This is a genomic window from Nonomuraea sp. NPDC048901 (assembly GCF_040649695.1).
In the GTDB taxonomy this organism is placed as follows: Bacteria; Actinomycetota; Actinomycetes; order Streptosporangiales; family Streptosporangiaceae; genus Nonomuraea.
The window spans coordinates 448,566-462,288 of sequence record NZ_JBEZFW010000004.1 but is presented as its reverse complement, the minus strand read 5'-3'; the positions used below and the strand labels follow the sequence as shown (position 1 = coordinate 462,288).

Here is a 13,723-nt window from a genome sequence, read left to right as displayed (position 1 = left end):
CTCCGCTGGGATCGTTTGATCAGGCTGCGGCGGCGACGGGGCGTCCGCCCCAGCGGATGCCTTTCTCGCTGCGGATGCGGGCGCGTTCCTTGCGTTGGGCGGCGAGTACGTCGGGGTGGCGGGCGTTGGTGTTGCGCCAGCGCAGATAGGCGTGCAGGGCCCGGGTCTGCGCGGGATGGCTGCGGTGGTTGGAGTTGGCCAGGGTGAACTGGCGCAGCGGACCGAAGTGGGGCTCGATCGGGTTGGCCCAGGAAGCGTAGGTCGGGGTGAAACACAGCTCGACCTTGTTCTTCTTCGCCCAGCGGCGGATGTACGCGCCGGTGTGGGCGGAGAGGTTGTCCAGGATGATGTAGATCGGGGCGCCGTCGGGTCGGGCAGCGCGGATCGACTTCAGCGCGGCCAGAGTGTTGGCGGTGCCTTGGCGGCGGTGGTTGACGCCCCAGAGGCGGTCGTCGCCGACGGAGTAGCAGCCGTGGAAGTAGGTGACGCCGTGGGTGCGGCGGTAGGTCGCCGGCAGGCGGTCGGGCTTGCCCTGCTTGGCCCAGCAGGAGCCCGCGGTGGGCCGGATCCCCAGCGGCCCGAACTCGTCGAAGGCGAAGACGCGGTCGGGGAAACGGTCCAGCACTTGCTCGATGCGGTCGAGCTTGGCGTCGCGATCCGGGTCGGGCGATTCCTTCCAGGTCTTGGTGCGCTGGAAGGTGATACCGCGGCGCAACAGCAGGCAGCGTAACGTTTCCCGGCCGACGCGGATGATGCGTCCGTGTATCTTCCGCAGGTAAGCGGCGAGCTTGCGGATCGACCAGCGGGTGAAGGGCTGGCCGAGCTTGGTGGGGCGGGTGGCGGCCGTCCGGACGACGAAGTCCTCGTCGTCAGGGCTGAGCAGGCGGGGACGGCCTCCCGCCCACCGAGGGTCCAGACAGGCCAGACCGATCTTGTTGAACCGGTGGATCACATCCCGCACCGTGTCCTCGTCAGCCTGCACCAGCTGGGCGATCACCGGAACACGGTTCCCGCCGGCCGAGGCCAGCAGCATCATCGCATGCCGATAGCGCACCGAACTCGCGCTGCCCCGCCGCACAATCTGCTGCAGCTTCTGCCCCTCCTGGTCGGTCAGTCTGCGCACACGGACAGGCTCAGCCACCGCGCCTCCAGCGGTTGAATGGACGTCATCGCACATCCAACCGCCACAACCGCCACCACGGCGAACCTATGCGGTCGGAGCACTAAGCACGCGGGCCCTCGGACACCAGTCCCCCCGGGCACCAGTCCCCTCGGGCACCTGTCCCCCCTCGGGCGCGGATCTCCACGGGGGCGGACCCTCTCAAGCGCGCCGATCGCCCGAGGCTTGCGAGCCGTACCCGCCCGCTCTACGAGGACTTGGCCTCGGCGATTCGGGCGAAGGCAGTCACGTCGAGCTGCTCCCCCCGCGCGGACGGGTCCACCCCGGCCGCCCGCAAGGCGATTTCGGCCTCCGCCGGACTGCCGGCCCAGGATGCGAGGGCGGCCCGCAGCGTTTTGCGGCGCTGTGCGAATGCGGCGTCGATCACCGCGAACACCTCCTCGCGCGAGGCTGAGGTCTCGGGCGGGTCCCGGCGGGCCATGGAGACGAGGCCGGAATCCACGTTCGGTGCGGGCCAGAAAACCGTCCGCCCCACCGGGCCTGCTCGCCGTACATCCGCGTACCAGGCGGCCTTCACCGACGGCACCCCGTACACCTTCGACCCGGGGCCGGCCGCGAGGCGGTCGGCCACTTCCGACTGGACCATCACGAGGCCCTTGCGCAGTGACGGCAGCACTTGCAGCAGGTGCAGGACCACCGGGACCGCGACGTTGTACGGAAGGTTCGCGACCAGGGCGGTGGGCGTGTGGCCCAGCAGGTCGGCGGAGGTGATGCGCATGGCGTCGGCCTCCACGACCGTGAGCTTGTCGCCGAGACCGCGGCCCGCCACAGTCAGCGGGAGCTGGCCCGCGAGTACGGGGTCGATCTCGACGGCCACCACATGCTGGGCCTCGGGGAGCAGTGCGAGGGTGAGAGAGCCGAGGCCGGGGCCCACCTCTATGATCACGTCGTCTGGGGCCAGTGAGGCCACTCTGACGATGCGCCGCACGGTTCCCGCGTCGATCACGAAGTTTTGGCCTAGCTTTTTCGTCGGACGAAGATTTAGCTTATCCGCCAAAATACGTATTTCTGCAGGGCCCAACAGGCTCATCATCCAACCAGTCTCCCGCATCGAAGAACCTGCGATGGCGGATGGGGGCACCACAGGGGAGGATGGGCGTGGAACAGGAAGGGACGTCCTTGATGGAGCCAACGGGCGCCGCGCCGCTCCGCCCGACGGATCTGCGGGAAATCGGCCCGTACCGGCTGCTCGGCCGACTCGGCGAGGGCGGCATGGGTACGGTGTTCCTGGCCAGGGCACCGACGGGGCGGTTTGTCGCGGTCAAGGTGGTGAAGGCCGAGTTCGCCAACCAGCAGGGGTTCGCGGACCGCTTTCACGCCGAGGTGGAGAACGCGCGACGGGTGGCATCGTTCTGTACGGCCCAGGTGCTGGACAACGGCAACACTGGCGACAGCCGCCCGTACATGGTGACCGAATACATCGGCGGCACCCCGTTGTCGGACCAGATCGCCAAGTACGGCGCGCTGGACCCGGGGCCGCTGCACGGCGTCGCGCTGGGAGTCGCGGCGGCGCTGGCGGCGATCCACGTCGCCGGGCTGGTGCACAGGGATCTCAAGCCGGCCAATGTCATATTGTCGCTGTCCGGGCCGCGAGTGATCGACTTCGGCATCGCCAGGGCGCTCGACAGGGAGACCGGGTTCACCATGTCCGGTGAGCTGCTGGGCAGCCCCGGCTGGTGGGCGCCCGAGCAGGTACGGGGGGAAACGGTCACTCCCGCCGTCGACATCTTCGCCTGGGGCTGCCTGATCGCGTACGCCGGTAATGGGCGCCACCCGTTCGGGCGCGGCGACCCCATCACGCTCGCGACGCGCGTACTGAACGCGCCGCCGGACCTGGGCGCTCTGCCCGCGCCGCTCGATGAGCTGGTCCGGCGGGCTACCGACATGGATCCGGCTCAGCGGCCCAGCGCCCAGGACCTGCTGATCGCCCTGGTCGGAGGCGCTGCGCCCGCCCCTGCGGCGACATCGGCGGCACCGGCGGTCGATCCGCCGACTCTGGTGGCTCCCGGGCTGCTCGACGACTGGGAGCCGCCGCAGAACGTGGTGAACGAGCCCGACATCACGGCCACGTTCGCCACGCCGCCGCCCAGCGACACCACAGCCAAGGGGCCGGCCGTGGCGACCGACCCGTCCCAGCCCCCATCTCGGCCGGAGGCGACGCCGGGGTCACAACCGGGGTCACAACCGGGCTCACAGCCTGGGTCACAGGCGGGGGCGCAGAGGCATCAGGCGTTCCAGGCACAGTCGTCGCCAGGGCAGGAGCAGCCCGATCTGCAGGAGTTGGCTCGCCGGGAGGAGCAGGCGGCTCGCGAGGAGCTGGCGCGCTGGGAGGTGCCCGCCCCTCAGCAGCCGACCGCCAAGAAAGCGCTGCTCAAGAAGCCGAGCGCCAAGAAGGAGCAGGCCCGCTTACCCGAGCAGACGCGGCAGCCGGACCAGGCTCAGGTCCAGGCCCAGGCTCAGGTCCGTCAGGAGGAGCTGAACGTACAGGGTAGCCAGACGAATCCGGGGCTCCAGGCAGAGGCGCTGTCCTCGGACGACACCCAGGCCCCGGCCCCCGGACGGTCCCTGAGCACCCGCTGGCTCATCGCGGCAGCCGCGGCCGTGGCGGCCATCGCCGTCACCTTCGCCGTCCTCATCGTGACCTCCAGCCGCAACACCACGCTGCCCGTCCAGTCGCAGACCCAGACGGCCTCCGCCTCGGCGCGGCCCAACGACCTCGGTCACCGGTTCGCCCTCGGCAAGTCCTTCGACGACCCGCAGCTCATCGTCGCGGCTGCCCCGCAATGCGGTCTGAAGGAGTACGAGGGCAAGACGCAGAGCCTGGGCCAGCTGTGCGTGGTCCGCTGGACGATGCTGAACCCCGGCGGCGAGCGCCAGGAGATCGGCGACCCGATCGTCTCGCTGCTCGACGACAAGGGCGGGCGTCACGACCCGGTGGAGCCCGCGTTCCCGGCGGCGATCACCGCGGGTGACCGCATCGACAACGCGTTCGTGTTCGACCTGCCGCTGTACCGCAAACCGGTACAACTCATCGCGACCAGGCTCAAGAACGGTAACCAGATCGAGGTCCGGTTGTGAAGATGATCGGTTCGGCGCTTCTGGCGCTGGCCGTCCTCATAGGCGGCATGAGCACCGCGGCGACGGCCGCCGCCGAGAAGGCCGCGTGCTCGGGTACGAGCGACTTCGACGGCGACGGCGTGGAGGACGTGGCGGTCGGCGATCCGTTCGCCAACGACGGCAAGGGCGCGGTGTACATCCTCTCCGGGGACAAGGTGATCCCCGTGCCGGTGCCCGCCATCGAGGGCGACGCGCTCGGCTGGTCGGTGACGCTGGCCAAGATCGACCCCGGCAATCCCTGCGCCGACCTGGTGGTGGGCGCGCCCTACGCCGATGTGGACGGTGTCAGGGACGCGGGTGCGGTCTATGTCGTGTACGGCGGGAACAGCAAGGGACCGGAACGCCTGACGGCTCCCGAGCCGCAGCGCAACGCCCACTTCGGCTGGTCTTTGGCCGCAAGGGGCGACGTGGTGGCGATCGGCGCGCCGTACGAAGACCAGGCCCAGATCGCCGACGCGGGCTCCGTCTACGTACGCCAGGGCCCGGGTCGGCTTATCCGGATAAATCAGGACTCGGTGGAGGTGCCGGGTAACGGCGAAGTGGGCGATCAGTTCGGCTGGTCGGTGGCGGTCGGGCCGGGCAACAGCCTGCTCGTCGGTGTCCCGTACGAGAACGACGACGGCGCCGGCCGCCAGGTCGACCAGGGCAAGTCCGACTCGGGGGCCGCGGTCCGCATCGACAACGCGCTGGCGCCGAGGCTCTCGGGGATCAAGGTCGACTCGCCCACCAAGGAGGCCGGAGACAGGTACGGCTACGCGGTGGCGTACGCCGAGGGGGCCGGGTTCGCGGTGACCGCGCCGGGCCGTGGCTACGTCCAGCTCTACGACCAGGCCATGCGCCCGACGAGGCGGGTGGGGCAGGGCGCCGGGTTCGGCTTCTCGCTGGCCGCCTCGGCAGAGGGCCGGGTGGCCGTCGGCTCGCCCTACGAGGGAGCTGTACGGGTGCTGTCGCTCAAGAACGAGGCCGAGGACAAGAGGCTCCCGACATCGGACGGCCTGTTCGGCTGGTCGCTGGCCTACAGCGGCAACAAGCTCTACATCGGCCAGCCCGACGCCGTCTCGACCGGCAAGGTCATGGTGCTGGCCCGCAACTCCGATGAGCTGCGGCCGCTCCAACCGCCCAAGGGAGCCGACTTCGGCACATCGATCGCCGGTTGATCCAGCCGACTTCCCCAGCGTCCCGAACGGCCGACCGGCCGAAACCAGCCGGGGCCTGGGGAAGTGGTCAGCCGAACAGCCGGGCCCCGCACTCCCGCCACTGCCCCTGCCACCGCCCGCCGACCAGCTGGTAAAGGAGCTGTGCCCGATAGGTCTGCTCCTCCGGCGGCCAGGTGTGCGGTAGCCCGGTGCCGCCGACGGCCGTCCACATGGCCTGGCTGAACCCGTACATCCCGTAATAGGGCCCGGCGGGATTGACCGCCAGCGGGTCGCCGTTCGACATGCACTGGGCCAGCGCCGCCCAGTCGAGCGCCGCCACGGCCGCCGGCACGACCACGGTGTGCGGCGGCGCGGGCGGGCTGACCCTGATGACGGTCCCCTGCGCCGGGAAGCTGTCGAGCGGCGGGCGCACGCGGTAGCCGGGTCGCACCGGGATGCGGCGTTGCCTGAGCACCTCGCGGATGGTCCGGCCGGTGGTCGTGGTCGCCATCCGGAGACCGCCCGCCTCGATGTACACCTCACGCCGCGTGTACACCGAGAGCGACATCCCGGACAGCGGCACATGCTTGGTCGGCGGGGCCGACAGCCGGCCGCCCGCCGGGCTGATGTCGAGCTCGGCCAGTGCGTCGCCCACGTTCGTGGCGGTCACCAGGTGGCGGGTGGTGCGCCCGTCGAGGGTCAGCGTGATCGGGCGGGCGTGGCGTACCACGATCCGCGTCCCGTCGGCGATCTCCTCCTGCCCGGCCGGGCGTACGGAGTCACCGAACCCTACAGAAACCCCGGCTTCGCCGAGGAGCTCCTGCACCGAGCCGGCGAAGCTGCGCAGCGCCATCGGCTTGCCGTCGACGACCAGCACCACGCTCTTGACCAGCGCCGCGACGGTCCCGATGCCGCCCACGGCCACGACCGCGAGCAGGCAGATCACCGGTGTCCACGGTGATCGCCAGGCAATACGAGGGCGCGGGGCGCGCCTCTTTCCGCGCACGGACTACCTCCGGTAGTGGCTTCGGGCGGCACGACGCTAGTGGCGCCCGCGCCGCCGCCTCTACCGGTTCACGGAAAGATGGTCACCACTCTCCGAAGACCGTGACTCCATTGACACTGATGGCCTCGCACAGCTCATCCGGATGGACCCCCTTGACCTCCGCGAGACAACGCAGAGTGAGGGGTATGAGGTAGGGCGCGTTGGGCTTGCCCCGATAGGGCACCGGCGGCAGGTAGGGGGCGTCGGTCTCGACCAGCATGAGCTCCATCGGCGCCACCCGTGCCGCCTCACGCAGATAGGAGGCGTTCTTGTAGGTAACCGGCCCCGAAAAAGACATGAAATATCCGGCTTCGGCGCACTTTTTCGCCATCTCGGGGTCGCCCGAGAAGCTGTGGAACACCACCACCGGCGGCGCGCCCACCTCGGCCAGCACCTTCAGCACGTCGTCGTGCGCGTCACGGTCATGGATGACCAGCGCCTTACCGGTGCGCTTGGCGATCTCGATGTGCGCACGGAAGCTCGCGTGCTGGTCCTCTTTGGTCGCCCAGTCGCGGTAGTAGTCGAGCCCGGTCTCCCCCACCGCCCGCACCTCGTCACGCCCGGCCAGCGCCTCGATCTCGGCCAGCGTCTCGGGCGTGGCCGCGTGCGCCTCGTTGGGGTGGATGGCGACGCCGGCGTAGATCCCCTCGTGCTCGGCCGCCGCCTCGGCGTTCCACCGGGAGGAGGGCAGGTCGTAGCCGATCGTGACGAGCCGGGTCACGCCGACGGCACGCGAGTCGTCGAGGATGCTCCGTACGCTCGCCGCAGCCGCCTGCGCCGCCTGTGCCACGGGATCGCCCGAGGACGCCTGCCGGTTGCCGACCATGATGTCGAGGTGGCAGTGGCTGTCGAACACCGGTGCGGACAGCGGATCGGGCGGGCTGGGAATCTTGCTCACGCCCTCTAAAGTAACGTCCATGCGCTTCGGCATTCTCGGCAGCACCCGTGCCTGGCGCGCGGACGGCGCCGAGGTGCCGCTTGGCGGCCGGTCCCGGCGAGCGCTGCTGGCCCTGCTGCTCATCCGGCCCGGCGAGGTCGTCCCCCATGACCGGCTCATCGACGTCCTGTACGGCGAGCAGCCGCCCAAGAACGCCCAGCACGCCCTGCATTCCCAGGTGTCGAGGCTGCGCGGCGACGGCATCATGGTCGAGCGGGCGGCCACGGGCTACCGGCTGGCCGTCGATCCCGGCGACGTCGACGCGCACCGGTTCCTGCGGCTGGCCGAGGAGGGGCGGCGGGCGCTCGACACCGATCCCGACCGGGCCGCCGCGTTGCTGGGCGAGGCGCTGTCCCTGTGGCGCGGCCCCGCGCTCGCCGACCTCGACGCGACGCACGCCGTACCCCTCGAAGAGCGGCACCTGGCCGCCCAGGAGGACCGGATCGAGGCCGACCTACGGCGCGGCGCGCAGCGGGCGGCGATCCCAGAGCTCGGCGAGCTGATCGACCGCCACCCGCTGCGCGAGCGGCTACGCGGCCAGCTCATGCGGGCGCTCAGCGCGGACGGCCGGCCGGCCGAGGCGCTGGTCGCCTTCGAGCAGGCCAGGCGGCTGCTGGCCGACGAACTGGGCACCGACCCCTCGCCCGAGCTGTCCGGCCTGCACCAGCGCCTGCTACGCGGCGAACTCACCCACCTGACGCCACCCACCGCACAGACCACCACCCGACCAGCCGAGCAGAGGCCGACCATACAGAGGCCAGCCGAACAGGGGTCGGCCGGACAGGGGTCGACCGGACAGGGGCCGACCGAGCAAGACGGCAGGTCGGGGATACCGGCCCGGCTCACCACGTTGGTCGGCCGGGCCTACGACCTGGCCGCGGTCGACACACTGCTCGACTCGGCCCGCCTGGTGACGCTGCTGGGGCCGGGCGGCGCGGGCAAGACGCGGCTGGCGGTCGAGGTCGCCGGGCAGCGCCCCGACGCCTGCCTCGCCGAGCTGGCGGCCCTCACCGAGGGCGCCGACCTCCCGCGCGCGCTGCTCGCCGCGCTGGGCATCCGCGAAGGCGGGCTGCTCGGCCCCCGGTCCACCGCCTCCGACGGCTTCTTCGCCCGGCTGGTCACCGTGCTGGCCGACCGGCCGTTGCTGCTGGTCCTGGACAACTGCGAGCACCTGATCGCGGACACCGCCGCCCTCGCCGAACGGCTGCTCGAAGCCTGTCCCCAACTGCGCGTCCTGGCGACCAGCCGCGAGCCGCTGGGCATCACGGCCGAGCACCTCTGGCCGGTCCGCCCGCTGGCCGAGGCGGACGCCGTACGGCTGTTCACCGACCGGGCGAAGGCGGTTCGACCGGATTTCGTGGCTGACGAGGCGGTCGGCGAGATCTGCGCGGCGGTCGACGGCCTGCCGCTGGCCATCGAGCTGGCCGCCGCCCGCGTACGCACGCATGAGGCCCGCGAGCTGGCCCAACGCCTCGGCACCGACCGTTTCAAGCTGCTGTCGCGCGGCAGCCGCACCGCCGACGCCCGGCACCAGACGCTGCGCGCGGTCGTCGCGTGGAGCTGGGAGCTGCTCACCGAGGGAGAACGTGCGATGGCCGCGCGGCTCACGGTGTTCGCGGGCGGCGCGACGGCTGGGGCCGCCGCCGCGGTGTGCGGCCTGCCCGACGCCGAGGACCTGCTCGACTCGCTCGCCGACAAGTCACTGGTGACCGTCACGGACGGCCGCTACGGCATGCTGGAGACCATCCGCGCCTTCTGCGCGGAAGAACTGACCGGCGAACCTTCCGTACGGCGTGCGCACGCGAGCTACTTCCTCGCCCTCGCCGAGCGGGCCGACCCGCACCTGCGCGCGGCCGAGCAGCTCGACTGGCTGGAGTCGCTGTCCGCCGAGCACGACAACCTCCGGACGGCCCTGAGCTGGGCGGCCGAGGCGGGCGATGTGCGGCTCGGCATGCGGCTGCTGGCGGCGCAGTCCACCTACCTGTGGATGCGCGGGATGCGCGGCACGGCCACGGCTCCGGCCATTGAATTGCTCAACAAGGTGGAGCCGGATCCGGACCTCGGCGACGCGTACGTGCTCTGCCTGCTGACCACGGCCGGCGACGAGGCGGCCGGCGAGCTGTGGACCCGCCATTCCGCCGTGGCCGACGTGATCGTGTCGAGGGGCGAGGGGGCACGCGAGTTTCCCATTCTCACGTTCCTATGGCCGATGATCACGTCTGCCATGCACGCCCCCGAGGCGACGCTCACGGTGATCTCCAGGGCCGCGCACAGCCCCGACCCGTGGGAACGCGCGATGTCCCGGTTCATGTGGGCCTATTCGCTGATGGCCAGGGGTGAGCACGCCCAGGCGCAGGCCGATCTGGTCTCGGCGCTCGACGACCTGCGGGCGCTCGGCGACCGGTGGGGCTCGATGCTCTCGCTCGACGCGCTGGCCATGCTGGCGGGCATGCACGGCAGCCGGGAGGCCGCGCTGGCCCACACCGACGAGGCGATCGCGCTGGCCGAGGAGCTGGGCGCGACCGAGGACCTGGCCGATCTGCTGTGCAACCGGGGCGACCTCAACCTGCGCGTCGGGCCGGCCGCCGCCAGGGCCGACTACGAGCGGGCCGCCGAGCTGGCCCGGCGCGTGGGCGTGCCGACGAATGTTGCCTCCGCGCTGCGCGGGCTCGGCGACCTGGCGCTGGAGGAGGGCGACCTGGTCAGGGCCCGGGAGCTCTACGAGGGGGCGCTGCGGCGCTCGGATCCCGGGTGGCTCAGGAGCACCGGCAACAGGGTACGGATCCTGCTCGGGCTGGGCCGCCTCGCGGAGGCCAACGGCGACCGCGACGCGGCCAGGGCCTCATACCGGCAGGCCGTGGAGGTCGCGGTCGCGACGGGCCCGGCGCCGGAGAGCGCCGGCGCGTTCGAGTCGCTCGCCCGGCTCGCGCTCACCGACCTCGGCGCGGGCGACGGGCGGCCCGGCTCCAGCACGGGCGACAGGCGGCCCGACCTCGGCGCAGGCAATGGGCAGCCCGGCCCCGGCGACTCGCGAACGGCCACCGGCGGCGCGTGGCTGGCCGCCAAGCTGCTGGGGGCCGCCACCGTGATGCTGGGCGGGACCCATCCCGAGACCCCCGTCTCGGCGGACGTCTCCGCCCGGGCGCGGGCCGTCCTGGGCGCGGAGGCGTACGAGCGGGCCTGGACCGAGGGCGCGACGCTCACCCACTCCCAAGCGGCCCTCCTGGCGGGTGTGTCCGAGGCGGCGATCGCCGCCTCACCGTTGCGACTGATCACCGCTCTGCCCGGTGAGCTCGGGGTGAGCCCGCGGTGAGCGCGCCCGGCGAAGCTCGTCGGCATGGACATCCTGATCTCCGGCGCCAGCGTCGCCGGCCCCGCCCTGGCCTACTGGCTGAACCGCTCCGGACACTCCACCACGATCGTCGAACGGGCGCCCGCCCTGCGTGAGGGCGGCTACTCCGTCGACTTCCGCGGGGACGCCCACCTGACCGTGCTCCGCAAGATGGGCATACTCGGCGAAATCCAGCGGCAGCAGACCAACATGGGCGCCATGTGGAATGTCAACGAGGCGGGCAAGAAGCTGAGCGCCCTGCCGGCCGACCTGTTCGCCGGCGACGTCGAGATCCTGCGCGGCGACCTGGCCAAGATCCTTTACGACCTCACCAGGGACCACACCGAGTACGTCTTCCACGACTCCATCGCCGCGCTCGACGAGGACGCCGAGGGGGTCACGGTCACGTTCGAGCGGGGTCCGAGCAGGCGCTTCGACCTGGTGGTCGGCGCCGACGGCCTGCACTCGAAGGTACGTGAGCTGGCCTTCGGCCCCGAACGGGAGTTCATCTCGTACCTGGGCCTGTACTGCGCGGTCTTCACGACGGAGAACTACCTCGGCCTCGACCACAGCGGCCACGCCTACAACACACCGGGCAAGATGGTCGCCCTCTACAGCTCCAGGCAGAACACCGAGGCCAAGGCCATGTTCTGGTTCGGCTCGCCGGAGCTGACCTATGACCGCCACGACACCCGCCGGCAGCAGGATCTGCTGGAACAGGCGATGGCGGGCGTCGGCTGGGAGGCTCCCCGGCTGCTGCGGGACATGCGGCGGGCCGACGACTTCTACTTCGACGCCATCGCCCAGGTGCGCATGGACCGCTGGTCAAACGGCCGAATCGTGCTGCTCGGCGACGCCGCCTGGTGCCCCTCGCCGCTGTCGGGCATGGGCACCGGGCTCGCCATGGTGGGCGCGTACGTGCTCGCGGGTGAGCTGGCGGCAGCCCGCGACCACCGGGCCGCCTTCGCCGGGTACGAGGCGGCCATGCGCGACTACGTGCTCACCTGCCAGAAGTCCGGCGAGGGGGTCAGCAAGTTCATGGTGCCGGAGACCAGGTTCATGCGGTGGTTCATGAACCAGAACTACAAGCTGATGCCCTATCTGCCCTTTACCGGGCTGATGGCGCGGACCGCACGGAAGACGGCCAGCGCCATCACGCTCAAGGACTATGACCTCAGTCGGCCAGCCGGGCCAGCTCCTCGTCCACGACCTTCGGGTCGAGCTTCTTGAACAGCGGCACGGGCGGCGCGAGCGGCGTGCCCGGCTTGATCTGCCGGTGCTCCCACTGGGCAGCACCGTTGTAGTCGCCGGTGATCACCGGGTAGGGGGTGCCGCCGTCCTCGTCGACGTCGTGCATCTCCGGCATGCCGGACCAGACGCCCTCGCCGCCGAGCATCGCGTGGACCTTGTTGGACGAACCGGGCAGGAACGGCGTGAGCATCGTCTTGGCGTCGTCGACCACCTGGAGGGCGACGTGCAGGATCGACTTCTGCCGCTCCGCGTCGTCCTTGAGCTTCCACGGCTCCTGCTCGGCCAGGTAGCGGTTGGCGTCGCGGACCACGTCGAACGCCTCGGTGATGGCGTTCTTGAACCGCGAGCGGCCGAGCTCCGCCCCGACGGGCCCGAAGGCGTTGCGCGAGCGCTCCAGCAGCGCCCGGTCGGCGTCGGTCAGCTCACCGGCCTCGGGGATCGCGCCGAAGTTCTTGGCCGCCATCGAGATCGACCGATTGACCAGGTTGCCCCATGCGGCGACGAGCTCGCCGTTGTTGCGGTTGACGAACTCCTGCCAGGTGAAGTCGGTGTCCTGGTTTTCCGGACCGGCCACGGCGATGTAGTAGCGCAGCGCGTCGGCGTCGTAGCGGGCCAGGAAGTCGCGGACGTAGATGACGACCTGCCGCGAGGAGGAGAACTTCTTGCCCTCCATGGTCAGGAACTCGCTGGAGACCACCTCGGACGGCACGTTGAGCGCGCCCAACGCCCCCGGCGAGCCGCCCCTGACACCCTGGCCGCTGTAGCCGAACAGCATCGCGGGCCAGATCTCGGCGTGGAAGACGATGTTGTCCTTGCCCATGAAGTAGTAGCCACGGGCGTCGGGATTCTGCCACCACTGGCGCCACGCGTCGGGGTCGCCGGAGCGCTTGGCCCACTCGATGGAGGCGGACAGGTAGCCGATGACGGCGTCGAACCAGACGTAGAGCCGCTTGTTGGGCTGGTCGCGCCAGCCGTCGAGCGGGATCGGCACGCCCCAGTCGAGGTCGCGGCTGATCGCCCGCGGCTGCAGGTCACCGAGCAGGTTGAGGGCGAACTTGAGCACGTTGGGCCGCCACTCGCCCTGCTTGGACTGCAGGTAGGAGCCGAGCACCTCGGCGAAGGCGGGCAGATCGAGCATGAAGTGCTCGGTCTCCACGAAGATCGGCGTCTCGCCGTTGATCCGGCTCTTGGGGTTGATGAGCTGGATCGGGTCGAGCTGGTTGCCGCAGTTGTCGCACTGGTCGCCGCGGGCACCGTCGTAGCCGCAGATGGGGCAGGTGCCCTCGATGTAACGGTCGGGCAGGGTGCGTCCGGTGGACGGGGAGATCGCGCCCATCGTGGTCTTGGGGAAGATGTAGCCGTTGTCGTAGAGGCCCTTGAAGATCGCCTGCGTGACGGCGTAGTGGTTCTTCGTCGTCGTGCGGGTGAACAGGTCGTAGGACAGCCCCAGGCCGGTCAGGTCTTCGGCGATCACCCGGTTGTAGCGGTCGGCGAGCTCGCGGGCGGTCACGCCCTCCTTGTCGGCCTGCACCTGGATGGGCGTGCCGTGCTCGTCGGTGCCGGACACCATCAGCACCTTGTTGCCCGCCATCCGCTGGTAGCGGCTGAAGACGTCGGACGGCACGCCGAATCCGGATACGTGCCCGATGTGGCGAGGGCCGTTAGCGTACGGCCACGCTACGGCGGTCAAGATGTGCTGGGACATAGGCCAAGCCTACGGTGCGAC

9 protein-coding genes are annotated in these 13,723 nt (G+C 70.8%); 4 read left to right on the top strand and 5 right to left on the bottom strand.

Annotated elements, in window-relative coordinates:
* Positions 1-19 precede the first annotated feature (19 nt).
* Both AB0C30_RS15970 and rsmA read right to left on the bottom strand, forming a co-directional pair.
* Positions 20-1,141, bottom strand: coding sequence for an IS630 family transposase (locus AB0C30_RS15970; protein WP_357943879.1), 1,122 nt, complete (start codon positions 1,139-1,141; stop codon positions 20-22).
* Between the two features lie 226 nt (positions 1,142-1,367).
* Positions 1,368-2,231 carry a 16S rRNA (adenine(1518)-N(6)/adenine(1519)-N(6))-dimethyltransferase RsmA gene (rsmA, locus tag AB0C30_RS15965; RefSeq protein ID WP_357944588.1) on the bottom strand — a complete coding sequence of 288 codons (864 nt, stop codon included), beginning with the start codon at positions 2,229-2,231 and terminating at the stop codon, positions 1,368-1,370.
* 71 nt (positions 2,232-2,302) lie between these two features.
* Here rsmA and AB0C30_RS15960 point away from each other — a divergent pair, with 71 nt between their 5' ends.
* A complete protein-coding gene (locus AB0C30_RS15960) occupies positions 2,303-4,258 on the top strand; it encodes a protein kinase (RefSeq protein ID WP_357943877.1) in 1,956 nt (651 codons plus the stop codon).
* 2 nt (positions 4,259-4,260) lie between these two features.
* Positions 4,261-5,454 (top strand): hypothetical protein, encoded by a 1,194-nt coding sequence (locus tag AB0C30_RS15955; RefSeq protein WP_357944585.1) that lies wholly within the window; start codon positions 4,261-4,263, stop codon positions 5,452-5,454.
* A 67-nt stretch (positions 5,455-5,521) separates the two neighbouring features.
* Here the strand turns inward: AB0C30_RS15955 and AB0C30_RS15950 are convergent, their stop codons facing one another.
* Both AB0C30_RS15950 and AB0C30_RS15945 read right to left on the bottom strand, forming a co-directional pair.
* A complete protein-coding gene (locus AB0C30_RS15950; protein WP_357943875.1) occupies positions 5,522-6,379 on the bottom strand; it encodes a ubiquitin-like domain-containing protein in 858 nt (285 codons plus the stop codon).
* 142 nt (positions 6,380-6,521) lie between these two features.
* On the bottom strand, positions 6,522-7,397 hold the full coding sequence (locus AB0C30_RS15945; RefSeq protein WP_357943873.1) for a TatD family hydrolase: 876 nt from the start codon (positions 7,395-7,397) through the stop codon (positions 6,522-6,524).
* Between AB0C30_RS15945 and AB0C30_RS15940 the strand changes: the two genes are divergently transcribed.
* Both AB0C30_RS15940 and AB0C30_RS15935 read left to right on the top strand, forming a co-directional pair.
* Positions 7,396-10,728, top strand: coding sequence for a BTAD domain-containing putative transcriptional regulator (locus tag AB0C30_RS15940; RefSeq protein ID WP_357943871.1), 3,333 nt, complete (start codon positions 7,396-7,398; stop codon positions 10,726-10,728). The two genes, AB0C30_RS15945 and AB0C30_RS15940, sit on opposite strands and share 2 nt — an antisense overlap.
* 24 nt (positions 10,729-10,752) lie before the next feature.
* Positions 10,753-11,976: an FAD-dependent monooxygenase gene (locus AB0C30_RS15935; RefSeq protein ID WP_357943869.1), complete on the top strand. Its 1,224-nt coding sequence runs from the start codon at positions 10,753-10,755 to the stop codon at positions 11,974-11,976.
* On the opposite strand, the gene metG is transcribed toward AB0C30_RS15935, so the two are convergent.
* Positions 11,921-13,702, bottom strand: a complete 1,782-nt coding sequence (gene metG / locus AB0C30_RS15930) for a methionine--tRNA ligase (RefSeq protein ID WP_357943867.1) — start codon at positions 13,700-13,702, stop codon at positions 11,921-11,923. The two genes, AB0C30_RS15935 and metG, sit on opposite strands and share 56 nt — an antisense overlap.
* Positions 13,703-13,723: the final 21 nt, after the last annotated feature.